This is a genomic window from uncultured Pelagibacterium sp., from assembly GCF_963972885.1.
Classification (GTDB): Bacteria; Pseudomonadota; Alphaproteobacteria; order Rhizobiales; family Devosiaceae; genus Pelagibacterium; species Pelagibacterium nitratireducens.
Map to the genome: position 1 here is coordinate 1 of NZ_CAXAXY010000025.1, position 20833 is coordinate 20833.

The 20833-nt window shown below is 59.8% G+C and carries 17 protein-coding genes and 2 pseudogenes; 8 read left to right on the forward strand and 11 right to left on the reverse strand.

The features are described 5' to 3' along the window. Together AACZ55_RS06330 and AACZ55_RS06335 are read right to left on the reverse strand one after the other, a co-directional pair. Positions 1–339, reverse strand: a 339-nt coding sequence (locus AACZ55_RS06330; RefSeq protein WP_339644309.1) for a nucleotidyl transferase AbiEii/AbiGii toxin family protein, incomplete at its 3' end; no start/stop codon positions are given. Further along, positions 332–952: a type IV toxin-antitoxin system AbiEi family antitoxin domain-containing protein gene (locus AACZ55_RS06335; RefSeq protein WP_339644312.1), complete on the reverse strand. Its 621-nt coding sequence runs from the start codon at positions 950–952 to the stop codon at positions 332–334. The genes AACZ55_RS06330 and AACZ55_RS06335, both read right to left, overlap by 8 nt. Before the next feature lie 249 nt (positions 953–1201). On the opposite strand from AACZ55_RS06335, the gene AACZ55_RS06340 reads away from it, so the two are divergent. Continuing rightward, positions 1202–2038 (forward strand): HNH endonuclease, encoded by an 837-nt coding sequence (locus tag AACZ55_RS06340; RefSeq protein WP_339644314.1) that lies wholly within the window; start codon positions 1202–1204, stop codon positions 2036–2038. A 278-nt stretch (positions 2039–2316) separates the two neighbouring features. Here AACZ55_RS06340 and AACZ55_RS06345 read toward each other — a convergent pair whose 3' ends face one another. From AACZ55_RS06345 to AACZ55_RS06355, 3 genes are all read right to left on the reverse strand, one after another. Next, positions 2317–3282, reverse strand: a complete 966-nt coding sequence (locus AACZ55_RS06345) for a TM0106 family RecB-like putative nuclease (RefSeq protein WP_339644317.1) — start codon at positions 3280–3282, stop codon at positions 2317–2319. 232 nt (positions 3283–3514) lie between these two features. Further along, on the reverse strand, positions 3515–5296 hold the full coding sequence (locus AACZ55_RS06350) for an ATP-dependent helicase (protein WP_339644319.1): 1782 nt from the start codon (positions 5294–5296) through the stop codon (positions 3515–3517). Continuing rightward, entirely contained in the window at positions 5289–7076 is a 1788-nt protein-coding gene (locus AACZ55_RS06355; RefSeq protein WP_339644321.1) for an AAA family ATPase, read from the reverse strand. Before AACZ55_RS06355 ends, AACZ55_RS06350 begins: the two co-directional genes overlap by 8 nt. A 101-nt stretch (positions 7077–7177) precedes the next feature. Here AACZ55_RS06355 and AACZ55_RS06360 point away from each other — a divergent pair, with 101 nt between their 5' ends. The 7 genes and pseudogenes from AACZ55_RS06360 (at position 7178) to cynS (ending at position 14357) form a co-directional block, all read left to right on the forward strand. After that, a complete protein-coding gene (locus AACZ55_RS06360; RefSeq protein ID WP_339644324.1) occupies positions 7178–9829 on the forward strand; it encodes a PD-(D/E)XK nuclease family protein in 2652 nt (883 codons plus the stop codon). A gap of 32 nt (positions 9830–9861) precedes the next feature. Further along, the gene (locus tag AACZ55_RS06365) at positions 9862–11154 is read left to right on the forward strand and encodes a UvrD-helicase domain-containing protein (protein WP_339644371.1); all 1293 of its coding nucleotides are present in this window, start codon (positions 9862–9864) and stop codon (positions 11152–11154) included. Continuing rightward, positions 11096–11539 (forward strand): annotated as a pseudogene (locus tag AACZ55_RS06370) (zincin-like metallopeptidase domain-containing protein); the annotation flags it as partial. The gene AACZ55_RS06365 and the pseudogene AACZ55_RS06370, both read left to right, overlap by 59 nt. Beyond that, positions 11536–11912, forward strand: a pseudogene (locus AACZ55_RS06375) (DUF2958 domain-containing protein). The pseudogenes AACZ55_RS06370 and AACZ55_RS06375, both read left to right, overlap by 4 nt. Positions 11913–12038: 126 nt before the next feature. Beyond that, entirely contained in the window at positions 12039–12953 is a 915-nt protein-coding gene (gene ntrB / locus AACZ55_RS06380; RefSeq protein ID WP_339644327.1) for a nitrate ABC transporter permease, read from the forward strand. 9 nt (positions 12954–12962) lie between these two features. Beyond that, complete coding sequence (locus AACZ55_RS06385) at positions 12963–13883, forward strand: ABC transporter ATP-binding protein (protein WP_339644329.1); 921 nt, start codon at positions 12963–12965, stop codon at positions 13881–13883. A 33-nt stretch (positions 13884–13916) separates the two neighbouring features. Further along, on the forward strand, positions 13917–14357 hold the full coding sequence (cynS, locus tag AACZ55_RS06390) for a cyanase (RefSeq protein ID WP_339644332.1): 441 nt from the start codon (positions 13917–13919) through the stop codon (positions 14355–14357). Positions 14358–14448: 91 nt separating this feature from the next. Here the strand turns inward: cynS and AACZ55_RS06395 are convergent, their stop codons facing one another. Genes AACZ55_RS06395 through AACZ55_RS06420 form a run of 6 tightly spaced genes read right to left on the reverse strand, consistent with a single transcriptional unit; the run spans position 14449 to position 20811 of the window. Beyond that, entirely contained in the window at positions 14449–15270 is an 822-nt protein-coding gene (locus tag AACZ55_RS06395; protein WP_339644335.1) for a sulfite exporter TauE/SafE family protein, read from the reverse strand. Between the two features lie 28 nt (positions 15271–15298). Next, positions 15299–16177 carry an ABC transporter permease gene (locus tag AACZ55_RS06400; protein WP_338607315.1) on the reverse strand — a complete coding sequence of 293 codons (879 nt, stop codon included), beginning with the start codon at positions 16175–16177 and terminating at the stop codon, positions 15299–15301. Between the two features lie 3 nt (positions 16178–16180). Next, the gene (locus tag AACZ55_RS06405) at positions 16181–17122 is read right to left on the reverse strand and encodes an ABC transporter permease (RefSeq protein WP_339644338.1); all 942 of its coding nucleotides are present in this window, start codon (positions 17120–17122) and stop codon (positions 16181–16183) included. Beyond that, entirely contained in the window at positions 17119–18231 is a 1113-nt protein-coding gene (locus AACZ55_RS06410; RefSeq protein WP_338607317.1) for a dipeptide ABC transporter ATP-binding protein, read from the reverse strand. The genes AACZ55_RS06405 and AACZ55_RS06410 overlap by 4 nt, the downstream gene beginning before the upstream one ends. Continuing rightward, positions 18224–19270 (reverse strand): ABC transporter ATP-binding protein, encoded by a 1047-nt coding sequence (locus tag AACZ55_RS06415; protein WP_339644342.1) that lies wholly within the window; start codon positions 19268–19270, stop codon positions 18224–18226. Before AACZ55_RS06415 ends, AACZ55_RS06410 begins: the two co-directional genes overlap by 8 nt. A 14-nt stretch (positions 19271–19284) precedes the next feature. Further along, positions 19285–20811 carry an ABC transporter substrate-binding protein gene (locus AACZ55_RS06420; protein WP_339644344.1) on the reverse strand — a complete coding sequence of 509 codons (1527 nt, stop codon included), beginning with the start codon at positions 20809–20811 and terminating at the stop codon, positions 19285–19287. Between the last annotated feature and the right edge of the window lie 22 nt (positions 20812–20833).

Sequence of the window (20833 nt, forward strand, 5' to 3'; positions counted from 1 at the left end):
ATTGGATGCCGATAACCCCCAAACCGGGGTCAATATTCCATGCCGAATGACAGCCATGATTTCAGCGAATGTGGCCTTGAGGCTCTCTGTGCTGGCATTTCCAAATCCGAGAAAGTCAGCATCGCGCGTCTCGCGGTTGCCCCCCTCGATCCAAAGCGTCAGGAGCATACCCCCCTTCAGGATAAAGCGATCACTGTGAGCCGATATCGAAAGGCGATAGAGCAGTCGTTCAAGCGCGTAGCGGACCAGCACGACATCGTATACGCGACCCTCGTTGCGTGCGAGGTTCAGCAGCCTTTGCTTGATCGATGCAGCCTGATTTGTGGTCGTCCTACCCATTCGACGTCAGCGCCTCGAGATAAGGTCGCATGATCCGCCAGGCCCCTGCTCCCATTGCCGTTTCTGCGATCGCGCCAGGCGTGGCCTTGCGCTGTTCAAGTGCCGCGCGAAGCCCCTCGACGGCAATTGAGCGGTCGACCAGCTTGCTGTTGCGAAAGATGTCGGCAAGGGTTTTTGGCACCGAGAATACGGGCACATCGACGCCTGATATCCAGTGATGCTCGATTCCCTGCTGCATGTACTTGTCGCGAAATTCGACGATGCGGATCGGGGGATAAGCCGGGGCCGGCGCCCAGTCCCTTGTGCTGATAGCAACCCAGATCTTGCGAGGCATCTGATCAGTCAGCCCATGGAAGGCCAGTGCCGAGGTCATGGCAATGACTCCCTTCGGAACCAGTTTTGCAGCTTCGGCCAGTGCCTGTTCGGTGTCCACGTCGCTGTCGGCGCGCTGGTAGAGACCGCGGGAGATGCGAACAATTTCTCCATCATCCACAGCACGTTTGATCGTCTGGCCGGCGATCCCGACCTTGCGAAGCTCATATGCGCGCACAATCGGCTTTGAACGGAGAAGGACCATCAGTTGGTCACGCTGGGTTCGTCCTGTCTGTGCCATATCGTTACATATCCTGGGTCTAATTTGATTCACACCCAGGTTTTGTAACACTTTCGCGCGTGACAATTCCTGGGTCTGTTTTCTTCGACACCCAGGTTTTGTAACGCACAGATTCTTTCTCCGCCAGCCCGAACGAACGGTGTCGCAACACAAAGAAGGCTCCTGGAAGCCGACGAACCTGCGGGAATCCCATGCAGGACATTTCAGACAGCCGAGGTTTGGCCTACACTCCAGAAAGGAGGGCCCGACATGATCCTGCAAAGGCCGCAAGACATTTTCACGATTTCCATTGGGGATACCGTTACAAAAAGAAATCTCTTTGACCTGATTCAGTATTCGAAGATCGAAGAGTCCGAATTCTGGGGCGGCCCGGAATTTTCGATAGGCAACACGCCCCAGCAAGGCATCAACTGGATCGGCGCACCACCGCTCGTTCATGGTGTCATCATCAAGGCCCGCCACGGGTCCTATGAACATGACGGCTGGGCAGACCAAGGCTGGAACGCGTATCGCTACTCGTTCAAGGCGCGAAATTCTGTAGTTTCATATCATGAGACGGCGAACAGGGTTCTCATTTCCCAGCCGCAATACTCCTACCCCATTCTGCTCTTCACCGAGCAAAAGGCAGAATGGGTATTCGAAGGACAGTTCGCCGTTACTGAAATTGCGGACCTCTATGTGTTTCTGGAACGGCAAGGCCGGTCCACGACCGTGGCAACGGCACCGGACGAAATCACATTCCGCGAAGGGGGACGTCGGTATGCCACCCACCTCCTTGCCGAAAGAAGCAGAAGCCGGATCGAATTCCTGAAGACCACATCCTCCTCAACATGCGACATATGTGACGAGGAATTCGCTACCCGCTATGGTGTGAGCTACATCGAGGCCCATCACAAGGTGCCGATATCGACCTTCACGTCGGCATACACAGCGAAACCCGATGACCTGGCACTCCTGTGCCCGAACTGCCACAAGGCCGTCCACATCTACATGAAGCAGAACGACAGCACCTACGCCGAAATCAAGGACATGTTGCAAAGCCGCATACACCAACTCCGATCCACCGATACTGCAACATTGACATAATGGAGAGTGGCATCCGGCAATGCAGGTGCGTGGCCAACAACCTCCGACGCTGACCAGAGCGTGCCATCGAAAGAGGCACTTTCACACGCGGGTAACTCAGTGTCCTCCGTCGATAGTGCGCTCCTCATACTGAGCCCTTAATCGGTGCCGCCTCCAAATCAGGCCTATCAAAGAAGCCTCGGGCGATCGCTTGAACTTTCGTAACCGAGAACCATTTCACGGACGTTTTTCCACCATTCTGCAATGCCGGTTCCGCGCTTTTCCGTTCAACTGAACTGTTATTCGGCATTGAATATTGGATGCTGTTTGACATGGGTGTTGCGCCACTCCTCGTAGAATACGGCGCTGGCACCAGCAGTTGCGACGTCGGTGGCACGCTTGTCCATGTAGAAGGCCTCCAGATCCTTAATCGAATAGCCCTTTTCGGACGCCACCATCGCACCAGAAACGACCCTGAACAGGTCGACGAAACGCCGCTCGCGCTGTAGCTGATCCATCGCCGCCTCGCCAGTACGGTGCTGGGCCGTCAAGCGCCGGAGGGCGGCGATCTCGTAGTTGGCGTAGTGGAAGATATGCGCGTTCGGATAACGCTGCATCCGCTCGACCAGAAACGCCAGAAGGTTGGCCGTGGCGCGCCCCTCCTCCTCGCGGGTATGAGCCCAGAAGGCCCGGAATTTCCAATCTTTGTCCTCACAGTACCAGACGCCGTGGAGGTACTCGAGCCCGTCGGGAAAGTAAGGATCGCCCTCAATGTCATAGAAGACGTCGCATTCGTCCGGCGGAGGCAACATACCGAAACCCTTTCCGGGTTCGGCATCACGCAGCTCGAACGACGGAGGTCCGCCGGCGCGGCGCGCCGACTGCAGGCGGGCCTGCGATACGAGTCTGCGCAGTGTTTCCATCGTCATCCTGGGAACACGGTCATGCTGGGCGGCAAGCCCTGCCATGGTGGTAACGCCAGCAGCCTCCAGTTTCTGCCGTTGGGATCGGCTGATGCCCGCTACGAGCGCTAGGCTATCCTCGGCCTCCCACTGCTCGGCGCAGCGGTCACTCCAGCGACACAAACTGCATGCCGAAACCGGGTCGAGTTCGGTCTCGGGACGCTCGACCAGGAAGCCTCGAGCATCCGACGCGCGTGCCGAGCACAAGACGTGCGTATAAATCTCGGTTCCCGTGCATCCGTTGCGCTCGAATAGTCCTTTCCGAGAAGCTTTGATCCGACCAAAAATTGTACCGAGGATCATTCCAGTAGTTTAGTCTTTGTAGCGGCACCGCCTTGCGCTCGCTCAAAGAACCCAAGAGCGCCAGGATGGGCTCTCTGTTGGCGTTGTAGGCCGCATGCCCGTCAGTATGATCGCGGTGCGAAACGCGAAGATCGATCCTTTGAATAAGCTCGGCTTCGCTCTCGCTGAGATCAATATGATATTTCTTCACTTTTCCTTTCTTTCGGTGCGTGGCCCATCCTGTGCGGCGTTCCTAGTCACGCTGGCTTCTCTGGTAGAGTTCAAGGACCCATGGGGAATGGTGGTGCTCTTGATACACTAGGCTGAGGTGCTTCTTTGGCCGTGTCACACCGACGTAGAACAGCCGCCTCGCTTCGCGAAGCCCCGCCGGAGTGCGGCTGTCGCGTTCGCTCGGGATGTCGCTGGCGTTGACGCCATACATGATGACGGCGTCGAACTCCCTGCCCTTGGCGCTATGCAGGGTGCTGAGGTTTACGCGTCCCGCACCTTCGACACGCCCCGCGAAGTGAGCGAGCGGAAGATCGAGATCTCGTGTCGGATCTGTGTTGGTGATCATTTCGTCGCAGACGTTCCATTCGACTTCCGAATTTCGGGCGACATCGCGCCAAGGCGTGATGATTTTTCGCTGGAAGCGCTCCAGCCATGTATGCGTTGTCTCCTGCCTCCCGATCGAGGCATTGAGGAAAGTCATAAGCTGCGCGGACAAATCCTGATGCTCGCGTTCGCTGGCATGCCGCCCGAATACGAGCGCGACAGCCTGCGACAGAAGCCGTGCATACGGCGGATCAGCATCTCTCCATCCCCCGGTCACCCAGCGAGCACAATCTTCAATGAACCGCGCCAGGCGCGAGTTTCGTCTAACGAGGGCATTGGTGTCTGTTCGGACAAAGGGAATGCCGGCTTCCTTCAGCGCATTCGCGACCTTGTCGCCAAGCCACGCCGCTCGATAGAGGATCGCGATTTTCCCAAGCTCGAACCCTTGTTCGACGAGCTTTGGGATTATCGTGACGGCAATGGCTTCGGCCTGCGAGTCGTGACCATAGGGGACGTGCCAAAAGCTCAGATCCCCTTCGGGGGCGCCATCGACACCACGATAATCCCGCTCTTCGCCCAGCGCGCCCAGCGATGCGCGAATGATCTTGCCTCCTGAACGGTAATTGAAACGCAGCCTGATGGTCCGCACATCAGCGCGCCGGGTTAGGTTTTCGAGCAATTCAGGATTGGCCCCGGCAAAGGCGTAGATAGACTGGTCGGCATCGCCGACAGCGAAGAGCCGGATTCCGCCCTCAAAACACAGGAGCAGGACGAGCTCATGCAGCGCGTGGCCGAGATCCTGGTACTCATCCACAAAAAGCACCGGAAACCGTGCGCGCAGAGCGTCCCGAATCCAGAGATGCTCTTTGATCATGCGATAGGCGAGAAGCGGCATATCGTCGAAATCAAGCAATCCCTGACGGCGCAGTGCTGCCTCATAAGCCTCGATGAAAGCCGCCAGTTCCGGATTTCGCCCACGCCACTCGGGCCGCGAGCGATCGACGTCGCGCTTGCGCTTCTCGGACGCGAACTCCCACCGCCGGTGCGGATCATCGCCGCCATTGATGACGTTCCGGTACGCCACCTCCACCGCAGCTCTCGCTTCCAATCGCGTCGCGACCCTGAGATCAGGTGGAAGGCCCGTCGGCACGCAGCGGACATAAGGACCAATCACTTGACTGAGCGCGAAGCCGTGCACCGTGCCGATGAAGGCGCGCTCGCCGGGAGTAACGCCGAGGCGGGCAAGACGTGTTTCGAGTTCGATCACACACTCGTTGTTGTAGGTGATGCAAGCGACGCCTCGCGGTTCGACCACCTCCTGTGCCAAGACCCGGGCCATAGCCGCCGTCAGGGTTTTGGTCTTCCCACTTCCGGGGCCGGCCAGCACGACGCAATGGCCGGGCTCAACGACGGCCGCTGCCTGTTCCGGATTCGCTTTGAGTTCAGCAAGGGCCTGAGCGAGGGCGCGATCGTTAGGCATGCTGGACCGCGGCAACCACTGAAGTGATCGCACTTTCGATATAGGTTGGCGACTTAAGACCCACCGCCTTCTTCGCCAGCCTGGCTCCGAGCCGTCCCTTTCCGATGCTCGCGATCATGGCGAGTAGCTGCGCGGCATCGACCGCCGCGCCGCCTCGCCAAGCCGCGATCCGTGCCGTCCGCACCGAGCCGAAGTCCTGTTGTTCCAAAATGTCGAGCAGCGGATGCAGCAAGGCGGGCGTGTTGGCGACGGATACCTCGAAGGTCTGGTCGTTGAGGAAAACGCGCGTTTTCGCCGCGTCTACGCTGAACGCGGCATGGTCCATAGCTTCCCACTTCGCCAACTGCGGTGGTGACAGCAGCGGCTGACCACGAATCGTGAGCATGTCCTGCCAAAGGTCCAGCGTTCGCTTCCGTCCGAGCGGAGGCTTGCTTCCGTCGAGAGGATCCCAGTCGGTGATCACGCAATAAGGTAGCTTCAGCGCCTCCGCGAGTTTCACATATGGGCGGAAGTTGACGCCGCCGACATTGCAGACCGTGATTCCAAGCTCGTCTAGCGAATGGCCGAGTGACGATGCGAAGGTGGGCAAGAGCGCCTCCTCCGCATCGCCCTCAACGAAAATAACGCCCTGAGCGAATAGCAGTTCGGCGCGTGTCGCATTAAGATAGGTTTCAAGATCGTCGATCTCGTCCGACGTTACCGGCAAGTTCGCCAGCGAGAACGCCTGGGTCGCCCCACCCTGCTTCTTCAACTGGACGATTGAGCGCAACGGAGTGACTGCCGCCAAAGTCGGCGAGTGGCTAGTGACGATCATCGCCTGGGACGGGTCGACGTTACCCAACAGCTTCTTGAAAACGGATCGCTGCAGCTGCGGGTGAAGATGCGCCTCGGGCTCTTCGATGCACAGGATCGAGAAGTTTCGTTCGTTCTTCTTGCGGCGCCATGAAAATTCCGCGAGCTTTAGAGCGAGCAACGCCACGTTGGCCGATCCAAGACTGGCATCCCCAATGCCACGCTTCCCGTTGTCGATGAACATCGCAATCGCCCTAAACAGGCGCAGCGGGTCAGTTGGCGCGAATCTCAAGCGAGCGTCGATGTCATGCACTTTTCCGGAAAGATGGAGGATGCCCGACCGCAACTCATCTTCCAACGTCTTAATCGTCGGAAACGTTTCGAGCGTTTTGGTCGCCTTGTCGAGCTCGGCAGCTACAGCGTCGATATCCGTGCGGCTGATCCCGGAAACCGCATCCTCGAGCAGAGGGCGCAATGGCGAACTACGCCAGTTCCCCAACTGCCCTTCAGCATCTCGCAAAGCGTCAAGCAATTCGATCGCGATGCGGCGCCGGACCCTACTGGGAAGCGAGCGGGTTTCATCGCCGCCTCCGAAAACGATAAACTCACAATCGGCACCGGATTGTGGAGCACCGGTAACCTCGGGCTTCTTGCGGAAGACGTAGCTGAGTTGCGCGATCGTTGGATCGTGCGCGGCGCGAAAATCGGTCAGGATCGCGGTCAGGGCCATATCCGTCGCGAAATCTGAAAGCTCCAGATGTACCTCGATCGGCACGCTGAAATCGGCCGGCCCTCCATCCCAGAAGTCGGTCAGCTTCAGCTGCCTGGCCGAGTCAGGGAGGGTCGGATCGAGTATGAGCTGGATTGCAAACAGAAGATTGCTTTTTCCGACTCTATTCTGCCCGAGCAACACGACATTGCCAGATAGCGGAATATCGATAGATTGAAAGTTTCTGAAGTTTCTTATGCTCAACTTGCTTAAACGCATTACACCCCCAGGCTTGTGTGTCTTTATTAGCCTAACAATTCAGTAGATCGAGAGCTTGAGCAATCATCGAGACTCGATCGAATATAGCGTAACGTAAGCAAATGATCACGCGCTCCACCCATATCGTCGACGGTTTGCTCGCTTTACGCAGTGCGCGCGCGGCAGCCGCCATCAGCGGTGCCATCGGCCGCGAAATCCTGACGCTTCCCCTTCTCGCCGGTCGCCTTGCCGGCGGGTTTACAACGCCCGCGGGGACCGATGTTCTTTACCCGACGATCCAGGCAGCACTTGCTGCAGGCGGTTTTCGAGATATTGCCGGCATCGCGGGCTTGCCAGGCATGCCACGGGCGGTCCTTCAATCGCTCGACTCGGTCTGGCGCTCGGACTTGGATTTGGCCTCGCTCGCCCACGAAGCCGTGCGGTTCCACGACCTTGCTCTGATAGAGACGCGAATCCGCGAGAGCCTACCAGCCACTCATCTGCTGCCCCGCGACCTTCGCGACGCCGCCGTCGAACGCGCTGACTACACCCGCACCGTTCTGGGCACCGTCACACTCGCCGGCATCGTCGAGGTTGATCCGGTTTGGCGTCCTCTTCTCAATGCAATCACACGCGTGGCCGACCTGTCCTGGGATATGCCGGATGGTGTTGAGCAGCCTTGGTTCGGCGGCGCCATCCGCAAGAGCGCAGCCCCTGGACCTACACATATTTCCGCCGAAGCGAGCGCAGATCCGAAATCAGAGGTCGTGGAGGCGCTGAGATGGGCTAGGCGACTGCTATCGACGGGCCAGGTCAAGGCACAGGACATCGCAATCGCCGCGACCGCGACGCAAGACTGGGACGATCACTTTCTTGCCTACGCGAGAAGTGCGGCACTGCCGGTCCATTTTTCACATGGCGTGCCGGCGTTGAGCACAGCGGATGGTCAGACCTGCGCTGCCCTCGCGGATATCCTAGGCAATGGTCTCAGCCAGGATCGCGTCTGGCGGCTACTCCGGCGCCTTCCGTCGCGGCCGTTCGCCAACTCACTTCCCGAAGATTGGTTCGCCGGCATTCCGAGAGGGGCAGCGCTACGGACACTTGATCAATGGCGCGAAGCGTTCACCGCGGCCAAGCCACAGCGGGCTACGGCCGAGCTTGCCGAGCAAACTCTTCTGCCGATCCTCGATCTCCTCGCCCGCGGACCAGAGGCTGGAGGCGAAGCCGGCATGCAGCTGTTGAGCGGCGCGAGCCTGACGATGTGGGAAGAGGCACTGCGAAGCGCCCCGCCGCATGCAATTGCACTGTCACTCCAATCATTGCGGGTCGCGGATCAACGCGAACCTGCCAATAGCGTTGTCTGGTGTCCGGCGTCGCAGTTGGTGTCGTGTCCGCGACCGTTCACACGTCTGCTTGGCTTCACCAGCCGATCCTGGCCACGATCGGACCATGACGATCCCCTCATCCCGAATCATCTGCTCGAGCGCCGCAAGCTGCATCCGGTCAGCACCGCCGAGCGAGACCGCCTTCATTTCGAGATCATAAGGGCACAAACACGCGAGCAACTGGTCATGTCGCGTGCTCAGCGAAACGCCAGAGGCAGTCAGCTATCACCAAGCACCTTATGGCCCGGAGACACAGTCGTTCACAAACGCGACCGCGTGCCAGAACACGCCTTCAGCGAAGCTGACCGGTTGTTGGCGCGCGCCCGCGACGCCGGACAGCTCGCCCATGTGCGGCAGGCTCAACTCTGCTGGCGAAACTGGCAGTGGCGTGCGGATCTCACCGCCCATGACGGATTGTCGGACGCCAATCACCCAGCGATCGAGGCCGCCCTTGTGCGGGTCCAGTCGACGACCTCATTGCAGCGCTTGCTGCGTGACCCGCTCGGATTCGTTTGGCGATATGCATTGGGCTGGCGCTCGGCTCGTCAAGAGCCCGAACCGTTGGAGCTCGATCCGACGTCGTTTGGCGAACTGGTACACGAGTTGATCAGCGGTGCGATCTCAGCGCTTGAGCCCGCGCCGGGATTTGCCCGCGCAAGCGCCAACGAAATCGAGGCAGCAATCGAAGGCGCTTCAGCGGCCGTCCTTACCTCATGGCCATTGCAACGATCGGTTCCGCCGCCGATCCTTTGGCGTCACACGGTGAAGGAAGCGGCGCGCAGGACGGCGAAAGGCCTTGCCTCCGACGATTTGGTAAGATCCGACACGCGAAGCTGGACCGAGGTTCCATTCGGCCAAATTGATTGGGTATCGGAGCAAGTGCCATGGAACGCAATGTCGGCCGTTCCGATCGAGCCGACCGACTTGATCTTCGGTGGCCGGATGGACCGATTAGATATTCGAGCGACTGGCGACGCCGCGAGGATCACAGATTACAAGAGCATCAAGCCACCTCCGAAAGCTCAACGTATCACCCTTGGACAAGGGCGCGAGCTGCAGCGCGTGCTTTACGCAATTGCCGTGCGGGCCCTACTGCCTGAGGTGAGAACAGTGGTCGCACGTCTGGTTTATTTGACAGATGACCCGGCAACGTTCCAGCTCAAGGGAGACGAACTCGACGACGCAATCACGCACGCAATTGGCTACATGTCGGCAGCAACGACAATCCTGCGCAGCGGACGGCTTGCGCCACGGTGGGAGAAAGACGTCTTCTATGACGACATGCGACTTGCGCTCCCAGCGGATCGCGAAAGCTATCTCCGTCGCAAGGCCTCGGAATTCCGCGCAGCCAACCAGCAACTCAACAAGCTCTGGAGCGCCGCGACATGACGCTCGTCGATCAGGACAACCGTAGTCGGGCAATGACAGACTTCTCGTCGATCCTGCTGGTGGAAGCGGCTGCGGGAACTGGGAAGACGTCGCTTATGGCCGGGCGCGTGGCAATGATGCTCGCCGCAGGGCACCACCCCGAAGAGATCGCCGCGATCACCTTTACCGAGTTAGCGGCAAGCCAACTTGCCTCGCGAATTAGAGAGACCGTCGACCTCCTGCTGATGGGCGTGGTTCCGGCCTTCCTAAAGGCGGTCATTCCGCAGGGGCTGTCCGACCAGCAGCGAAACGCGCTCCTTGCCGCATCCACGCAACTCGATGAGTTGACTGCCACAACCATCCACGGATTTTGTCAGGCGATCATTCGCAGCCATGGCGTCCGGGCGGGCCTTGATCCTGGCGCTCGCGTCGCCGACGCGATCGTCGCCGACAATTTGTTCATGGCAGAATTATCAGCGTGGTTCTCACGCCGGCTCGCGACTGACGCCACAGAGGACGATCCGATCGTTGTCTTGGCGGAGCAAATTCCGCTGCAGGTGGTCGACCTCGTCCGTGAACTTGCATTCCTGAGGCGCAAGCACCCCGATGCTGAGCCGATCGCTCCGCCCCGAGATCTGCGACCCGACATCGACTTCGTCCAGGCTGTCGACGACTTCGAGCGATGGAGAGCAAGCGTCGGGGACGAGGCATGGGCGCGAGAAATCGCACAGGAACTCGGGAGGCTGGCGACACGCTACCAAGGCTGCTTCGCCGGCGATCCGGATTTTCGCTCGTTGTGGCATCTCTGCGATCCAGGATCGGGCCGGTTGTTTGGACGGAAGGGATTGCAGCTCAAGACGTATGACGAGGCCGCGCGCGGTTTTGGCGCTCACAAGAATGATATTGGCGACGTTTCAGGACGGTCGCTGTTCGAGGCGGTCACCGACACGTGGAGCCAGCTCATTGGCCACATCGCGAGCAGTCTCGTCTGTTCGCTATCAAGCTCGATTGACCAACTGCTGGAGAGCTATCGCGCCCGCAAACGCGCGGCGGCGATTTTGGATTTCGACGACCTGATAGTTCACGTTCAGTCGCTTGTGCGCTCACACGAAGACGTGCGACAGGCAGTTGGGCGGCGCTATAGGTATATTCTGGTCGACGAGTTCCAGGACACCGACCGCCTTCAAAGTGAGATTCTGTTCTCGATTGCTGCAGTCGCCGAACGCCCAACGCATTGGGAGACCGCGCGGCTGCGCGCTGGAGCGCTTTTCCTCGTCGGCGATCGCCGCGACCGGCATCGACTTTCGCATTGGCGGCAACCGAGCCTTCTACGTGCCTGCCCATGACTATGTGCAGGTGCCGCCGCCGCAGGCCTATTTCGAGCCCATCAATTGGCATCGCACAGCTCTGCACGAGATGGGTCACGCGACAGGCCATGCCTCGCGTCTGGGGCGGGAATTCTCGGGCTCGTTCGGCACGAAGAAGTACGCCTTCGAAGAGCTCATTGCCGAGTTCAACGCCGCGTTCTGCTGCGCCTCGCTCGGCATCGCGCCGACCGTCCGGCACGCCGATTACATCGCCTCCTGGCTCGAAGTGCTGCGCGAGGACAATCGCGCCATCGTCCGCGCTGCCAGCCAGGCGGGCAAGGCCGCCGACTGGCTTCTGGCCTTCGCTCCGGACACCGCGGAGTCCAGCTCTGTGGTGAGCTCTTGCGACAGGAGGGTGGCATGATCCTGTTGACCGACGATTTGCGCAACCGGCTGCTCGCCAATGGGCGGCAGCGGGATATCGACCATGTGCCCGTGGTGAAATTCTTCAACCGGTCGGTGCGGCCACCTGGCTCATCACCGAGATGGAGGCGGACGGCGACACGCTGTTCGGCCTTGCCGATCTCGGTTTCGGTTGCCCGGAACTCGGCTCCTGCAGCCTGGCCGAACTCACCTCCGTTCGCCTTCCTTTCGGTCTCGGGATCGAACGCGACATCTTGTTTCAGGCCACATTGCCGATTTCGGTCTATGCCGAGGCGGCCCGGCAGGCCGGGAGCATCGTCGAAAGCGAACGCCTGCTCCATGTCGCCGAGGCGACGCTGCGGGACCGCCGGTGACATGCCGCTGCCCAAGTCCGCGGTCCGATTTGTCGACATATTGAGAGTGAGAGGGCTGCGCCCTATTCCGTGACGGGTCGGAATTCGAGAGAGAGGCTCTCGGCGCCCGTCGCGGAGTAAATCATCATGGCGAATGCAGCCAAGAAGATCACCCTGTCGTCGTCGCGCGACATTCCCTTCAACAAGCTCGTGCTCTCCCAGTCGAACGTCCGGCGCGTCAAGGCCGGCGTCTCTATCGAGGAACTCGCCGAGGACATACTGATCGTGTGGCTGGGGGTCTGGGAGATTGCCACGCCCCGGGCCGCCGCCGTTGGCGAGATGACCGAATATGAAATGCTGATGGGTGGCGGCGCGCCTAAAGCCGGCATTCCCGCGCCATCGGAAATCATCGCCAAGGCCGTCGAGGAGCTTTCCAATCCGTTCTATGACGCAGGGCCCAACGACAAGGGCATCGGCATCCAGATCGGCTATTCGCTGTTTCGCGTTCTCGCCGGCTATTTTCTCGCCGCACTGATTGCCCTGCCCGTCGGGTTTCTGATCGGGATGAGCCCGCTCATGCACAAGGCGCTCGATCCTTACATCCAGGTCCTGCGGCCCATTTCCCCGCTGGCCTGGATGCCGCTGGCCCTGTTTCTCATTCGTGACAGCCAGGCCTCGGCCATCTTTGTGATCTTTATCTGCTCGATCTGGCCGATGCTGATCAACACCGCTTTCGGCGTGGCCGGGGTGCGCAAGGACTGGGTCAATGTGGCCCGCACCCATGAACTCGGGCCCTTGCGCACCGCGTTCCAGGTCATCCTCCCCGCGGCGGCGCCCACCATCGTCACGGGCATGCGGATTTCGATCGGCATTGCCTGGCTGGTGATCGTGGCCGCCGAGATGCTCGTGGGGGGAACCGGCATCGGATATTATGTGTGGAACGAGTGGAACAACCTCGATCTCACCTCAGTGATTTTCTCGATCCTGACCATCGGCGTCGTCGGCATGCTGCTCGACGCCGCCTTCGGTCAGCTTCAGCGCGCCGTGCGCTATCAGGAATAGGAGAGCGGCATGGACAAACCATTTCTCGAAATCGACGGATTGGCCAAGCGTTTCCCCAATCCAAAAGGCGAAGACCTTACCGTCTTCGAGAACGTCAACTTCGATATCGACAAGGGCGAATTCGTCTGCATCATCGGCCATTCAGGGTGCGGAAAATCGACCATCCTGAATGTTCTCGCGGGGCTGGACGAGCCGACCGAGGGCGCGGTGACCATGGATGGCAAGGAGGTCTCCGGACCGAGTCTTGATCGCGGCATCGTCTTCCAGAACTATTCGCTCCTGCCCTGGATGAGCGCCATCAAGAACGTCGCGTTCGGCGTCAAGGCGCGCAACCCCAAATGGAGCCGCGCCCAGGTTTATGATCATGCCAAGACATTTCTCGACATGGTCGGCCTCAAGGATGGTGCCGAACACAGAAAGCCGGCCCAGCTTTCGGGCGGCATGCGCCAGCGCGTTTCGATTGCCCGCGCCTTTGCAATCGAGCCCAAACTGCTTTTGCTCGACGAGCCCTTCGGGGCGCTCGATGCCCTGACCCGCGGCACGATCCAGGACGAGTTGATCCGCATCTGGCAGGGCACCAACCAGACCGTGTTCATGATCACCCATGACGTGGACGAGGCGATCCTTCTGGCCGACCGCATCCTTTTGATGAGCAATGGCCCAAAAGCGCAGGTTGCCGAAAGCGTCGTCGTGGACATCGAGCGGCCGCGACGCCGCGCCGAAATCATCCATGATCCCGCCTACTACAAGATCCGCAACCATCTGGTCGATTTCCTCTCCACCCGTTCGGCGCAGATCGCTCTTGGCGAGGGAAATGCGGACGCCATGGCCCGGCCACGCACGGTCAACCCGGCGCGCGAAGGATCGCCCGACCCCGCCGACGACAGCGACCGCCCCGCCGGCAGACCCCGGCTGGTTGCCAATGCCTGACCATTTCAACAGCCAAGAAAAAGGAACAAACCGATGAACAAGGCTGATGTTACCGACATGATCCTCGAAAAGAAGCGCGCCACGGGGATCACCTGGGGGGAAATTGCCGAAGGGATCGGCATGTCGGACGTGTTTACGACCTCCGCGTGCCTGGGCATGAATGCCTTCCCGCGCGAAAAAGCCGATATCCTCGCCCGCAATCTGGGGCTTCCGCAGGAAGCCGCCGTGGTGCTGGCCGAGTACCCGACCAAGGTTTTCAACCAGTCTGTGCCGACCGATCCGGCAATCTACCGGCTCTATGAGATCGTCGGGGTCTATGGCGACACCATCAAGGAATTGATCAACGAAAAGGCCGGCAACGGCATCATGAGCGCCATCGATTTCGAGATGAGCGTGGAAAAGGTGCCCAACCCCAAGGGCGACCGCATCGAGCTCAAGATTTCCGGAAAGTATCTCGAATACAAATCCTGGTGACGCTCAAACGGAGCCTTCGGGCTCCGCCATCACCCTAGCAAATCATTTTACCCCTGCCCTCTCGCCTCCGCATCACGGCATCGCAGGTCGCTCAAGCGGTCAGCATCCGCAGGGCCGTGATGAACAGGAACACCGCAAATGCAATCTTGAGCATGCGTGGATTGAGGGCGTGTGCCAGTCTGACCCCAAGGGGTGCCATCAAATAGCTCACCGGAGCAATGATCATCACTGCGGCTAAATTGACATAGCCGAGGCTCAATGGCGGCCGGCCGGCAACATCCCAACCGCTCCAGACAAAGCCCAGAACACCGGGCACGGCAATCAAAAGGCCCATGGCCGCTGCCGTGCCGACGGCTCTGTGCACGGCGAAGGAAAATGCACTCAGTGTTGGAACAGTCAACGTCCCGCCACCGATACCCATCAGTGAAGAAATCAAGCCGATAACCACCGCAATCGTGCGGTTGGCAAGTTTGGATCCTGGCAGCGACTGGGCAATCACGAGCGTCTTGGGAATGGCCATGTTGATGGCAACGACAATCGCGACACTGCCGAAGACCAGCCGAAGACCGTCACCCGGTATGACCTTGGAAAGCACGCCACCGATCAGTGCGCCCAGAACGATCGCAGGGCCCCACAGCTTGAGCAGAGACACATCTATCGTACCGCGCCTGGCATGCGCACGCATGGAGGAGATCGATGTTGGAATGATGGTGGCCAGAGACGTCGCCACCGCCAGGTGACTGGAGATGTCGGGAGGGAAATCGAGAATGGTCAGGACCCAGAACAGCGCCGGCACCACCACGATGCCACCACCAACGCCCAAAAGTCCGGCCAGAATGCCGCCGAAACAGCCCGTGGCCAGCAGTCCTGCGACCAACGCAAGGATCGTGGGCACGTCGAGTTCGAAATTCATGTGGATGTCTCGATTTCAGGAAAATTTTCTATGATTTCGATCGAGGATCGAGAGCGTCACGGAGGCCGTCGCCGAGCAGGTTGAAGGACAGCACGGTGATAAAAATGATCATGCCGGGCCAAAGCGCCATCCATGGCGCGTTTGAAAGAAAGCGCTGCGCGCTGTTGAGCATGGAGCCCCAGGATGGTGCCGGCGGCTGCTGCCCGAGGCCGAGAAATGACATGCTTGCTTCGGCGATGATTGCCGTTGCGATCGTGATCGTCGTTTGTACGAGGAGCTGCGGCAGGATGTTGGGCAGCACGTGCCGCAGGGCCACGCGCCAGCCTGGGTTCCCAACAGAACGGGCAGCCTCGACATATTCCTCCGAGCGCAGAGACAGAACCTGCCCGCGTGTAAGCCTGATGAACAGTGGGGTGGCCGTGATGCCGATCGCTAACATGGCGTTGGTGAGGCTCGGTCCCAGAAAGGCGGCAAACGCAATCGCCAGTATGAGAAAGGGGCACGCAAGCATGGCATCGGTGAACCGGCTGATCAGTCCGTCCACGAACCCACCCACAAAGCCTGCTGCCAAACCAAGCGGCACACCCAGTGCGATGGCGATACTCACCGAAATCACGCCCGCCATCAGTGATGCCCTTGCCCCGAAAACCAGGCGCGAAAAGATGTCCCGGCCGCTCTCGTCGGTCCCCAGCCAGAATTGTGCAGACGGGGCCTGACGAACGGCCGTCCAGCTCTGGGCTGCCGGATCATAGGGCGCCAGAAGCGGCGCAAAGATCGCGACCAGGACCACGATGGCTACCACCACCAGACCAAAAACCGCACTCTTACTCTTGGAGAAGCGGCGCCAGACGCGGCTTTCCAAAAGCCGGGAGAACGGTATGGCGGGAAGGGCTTGGGTTTGAGCCATGGTTCAGTTCCTAAGCCTGGGATTGGCAAGAATATAGCCAATATCGGCAAGCAGATTGAGCAAGACATAGAACAGGGCCGTGATGAGCACGACGCCCTGCACAACCGCATAATCGCGCGTGAACACGGCATCGACGATCAGCTTGCCGAACCCGGGAATGGCAAAAATCTGCTCGGTCAGAACGGCACCGGAAAGCAGGGATCCGAATTCGAGCGCACCAAGCGTGATAATCGGGGTCAGGGCATTACGCATGGCGTGCTTGATCACCACGACCGAAGGCGCCAGCCCTTTCGCCCTTGCCGTGCGGACATAGTCGCTCTCGAGCGCCTGGATCATGCCCGATCGCGTATGACGCATGATGACGCCGGCAATCGCGGTCCCGAGGACGAAGGCCGGCATGACGGTCGTTGCAAGGCTCATCTGCCAGTTGACGAACGGGCTTACATAGCCTGAGGCCGGCAGCCAGCGCAGATAGATCGAAAAGAACAGGATGAGCATGATGCCCAACCAGAAATTGGGTATGGATATGCCGGCCAGCGAGACGATGTTGGCTACATAATCGGTTTTCGTGTTACGGCGCACCGCGGAAACAATTCCACCCAAAACGCCCAGGACAAGGGCCAGGATGATCCCCATGACCGCCAGTTGAAGCGTGACCGGCAGCTTTTGCACGATCAGCGTGGTCACGGGCAGGTTATGACGCATCGACATTCCCAGGTCGCCCGTCATGACACCGCCAACCCAGTAAAAATACTGCATGAAGATTGGCTGATCGAGGCCATAGCGCGCCCGAATGGCCGCCACGGTTTCAGGGTCGGGATTTTCCCCCGCCAGGGCCAGCGCCGGATCGCCGGGCAGCAGATGCTGGAGAGAAAAAATGATCAGCGACAGGATAAAGATGGTGGGCACGAGCTGAAGCAGGCGCCGTCCGAGCAGTTTGATCATGGCGTCGGCTCCCTCGCGGCCAACGGCCTGGAGAACGCCGCGAAAAGCCTTTCAAGCCTTGGATCGGAAGCGGTGCTCTTGGGCAGGAGATCATCGGCGGGTGGCAATTCCCGCCAGAAGGCGCATGCATTGGCGTGACCATCGGGTTCTGCCTCGAGTGTCATCGAAACTTCGCTGCATTGGGGCCGCGCATGCGGACAACGCGTGTGAAGCCGGCACCCGGAGGGCGGATCGATCGGGCTGGGCAGATCGCCCGAAAGTGCATGCGCGCGGCCGTGCTGCTTTCGATCCGGCGTTGCCACCGGAATGGCCGAAAGCAAGGCCCTTGTATAAGGATGCCGAGGGGAAGCGAAAATCTTGTCCGTCTCCCCGACCTCAACGAGCTTTCCCAGATACATGACGGCAACCCGGTCCGAGATGTGTTTGACCACGCTCAGGTCATGGGAAATGAAGACATAGGCCAGTCCGAGCCGCTTCTGGAGGGACTTGAGAAGATTGAGGACCTGCGCCTGGATCGAAACGTCCAGCGCCGATACCGCCTCGTCGCAAACCAGTATCTTGGGTTCGGATGCAAGAGCGCGGGCAATCACGACACGCTGGCGCTGCCCGCCGGAGAATTCATGGGGGAACCGGTGGGCATGCTCACGGCGCAGACCGACCATTTCGAGGAGTTCGCCGACACGTGTCATGCGCTCCGCTGGCGGCACTATGTGATGCAACATCAGCGGCTCGGCGACGGTCTGCCCGATCGTCATCCGCGGATTGAGCGATGCATACGGGTCCTGGAAAACGAGCTGGATCTTGCTGCGCAGCGCCAGTATTTCGCGCGCGTTAAGGCTCGTGATATCGGTGCCATCAAGAATGACGGTTCCGGCGCTGGGTTCGATCAGGCGCATGAGCATGCGCCCGATGGTGGACTTTCCGCATCCCGATTCGCCCACGATCGCCAACGTTTCTCCTGCCGCAAGCGAAAGCGAGACGCCATCCACTGCGCTTACACGCGCGAGCGGGCGACCGAAAACCGAACGTTTGACCGTAAAGTGCTTTTCGAGATTGGAGGCGGTCAGGACCGGATCTGCCACAATTTCCGCGATAGGCTGGCTATGCATCGGCGAGTTCCTCAAGCGGTGCGCGCCAGCAGCGGCTTGAATGACCGTCGGCAATTTCGCGCAAGGGCGGCATCTGGGCGCATTTTTCGATGCGGAACGGGCAACGCGACTGAAAGCGACATCCGTCCGGAGGATTTGTCATATCGGGCACACTGCCGCTGATGGCCACGAGTTCATCGCGGTCTTCATCAAGTCTGGGCAACGAGCCGAGCAGACCAATCGTATAGGGATGCTGGGGGAATCTGAAAATCTGCTCCACCGACCCCCCTTCTACCACCTGGCCGGCATACATGACGATCACGTCATCGCAGGTTTCGGCAACAACGCCCAGATCGTGCGTAATGAGTACGATCGCGGTGCCGGTCGTGGTCTTGAGATCATCGAGAAGCGCCAGAATCTGGGCCTGAATGGTCACATCGAGCGCTGTTGTCGGTTCATCGGCGATCAGTACTTCTGGCTCGCACGCCAGAGCGATCGCGATCATGACACGCTGCCGCATGCCGCCGGACAGGTTATGGGGAAACTGCCGCGCGCGCGTTTCAGGCGAGGGCATGCGCACCATGCGCAGCATCTCGACTGCGCGGTCCCAGGCTTCTTTTCTTGAAATCTGACGATGGCGCAGGATCGTCTCGGCAATCTGATCGCCGACTGTGTAGGAGGGGTTGAGCGAAGTCATCGGCTCCTGAAAGATCATGGAGATCCGATTGCCCCTGAGGTTTCGCATGTCCGGCTCGCTGATCTCAAGGAGATCGCGCCCGTCGAAGGTAATTGCACCCGATATCCTGGCACTCTCGGCCGGCAACAACCGCATGACCGCAAGCGAGGTGACGCTTTTTCCGCTGCCGGACTCGCCCACCACGCCAAGGCTGCGCCCCTTGCCGAGAGAAAAGCTGACCCCGTCGACAGCGGTTGTGACAGTTCGATCGCCCTTGAAAGCGACGCAAAGGTTTTCCACCGTCAAAACCGCGTCCGTGGGCACGCCGGCCCGGAGAGTCCGGGCCGGCGGCTCATGAGAGAGCGGTGGATGCTTTTCGTCCATCGCCACGACCTGAATTACTCGGTCATCGTGACGCCGCCCAGACGGATGATCCCGTCCGGGAAGGGATCGAACCCTTCAAGTGCCGCGTCATGAGCGAAAATCCACTGCGAGTGATACAGATAGACGATCGGCAGATCAGTGAGCAGCAGATCGACCGCTTCGGAATACTTTTCCTGGCGGGTCGCCACGTCGCCGACTGCGCGGGCTTCGGTGAGAATGGTGTCCAGTTCTTCGCTGCAATAATGCGCGTCGTTGCCGGCGGCGCCGCAGCTGAGCATTGGCGTGATGTTGAGATCGGGATCAACGCGGCCGGACCAGCCAACCAGATGCGCCTCGAAATTGCCCTCACGAGCGGTATCGAGCAACGTCATCAGCTCGGTCGGACGGATTTCGACATTGATACCGATTTCCGCCACCATCGACTGGATGAGGGTCGCAACCTGCTGACGCTCTGCGTCCGTTGGCACCAGAAGCTCAAGGTCGATCTGATCGATGCCGGCTTCCTCCATCAGCGCCCTTGCCGCCTCGACGTCGCGCGGCTGCACGGGCATGTCCTGATTGTAGTAAGGGCTGGTGGGCGGGAACGGCTGATTGCCGACGGCAAACTGACCCTCGAACACCACCTGATTTATCGCTTCACGATCGATGGCGAGACTGAAGGCTTCGCGAACCGCCTGTTGCTGGCTGAAGTCGGGGTCGGCCCCCTCGCCACCAATGTCGATCGTGATGCCGTAATAGCCCAGGCCGACAACCGGAGCGGTTTCCAGCGCCGGATCGTCATCGACCGACGCCACGTCGGTGGCGGCAAGACGCTCTATCAGATCGAACTGACCCGAGCGCAGATTGAGCAGTCGCGTATTGCTGTCGGGCATGCCGCGGAAGATCAGGCGGTCGAATGCATAGTCATCGGCAGCATAGTAGTCATCGAATTTTTCGAGCTCGATATAGTCCTGCGCGACACGCTCGACGAACTCATAGGGCCCGGAACAGACCGGGTCATTGGTAAAGTCCTCACCCAGTTCTTCGCCAGCCGCCGGGCTGATGATCATGCCTGCGCGATCGGTCAGCGCCGCCAGCAGCGGAACTGACGGTTCGGAGAGATTGATCTGAACTGTGAATTCGTCGACCACCTCGACCGATTCTATGGCGCTGATTTCCGAAGCGCGGCGCGAGATTTCCAGGGTAAGGGCGCGATCGAGATTATACTTGATCGCCTCGGCATTGACCGGAGTGCCGTCGTGGAAGGTCGCGTCTTCACGAATATTGAGGGTGAGCTGGGTGCTGTCCTCGTTCCAGGTCCAGTCGGTCGCCAGCATCGGCACGATTTCGTTGTTGCCGTTGATGTCGACGATCTTGTCGCACATCTGCTGGAGAACGTGGCGACCCACAAAGCTCCAATTGGTCGCCGGATCGAGCGTATCGGGATCGTCCTGCAATCCGATGTTGAGCACGGTGCCACCGTCCTGCGCGCTTGCGGGCAGAGCGGTGAGGCCGGTCATGGCAATGGACGCCATGAGTGCAAGATAAAATGGTTTTCGCATCTTTGTTTCCTCTCTTTGATGA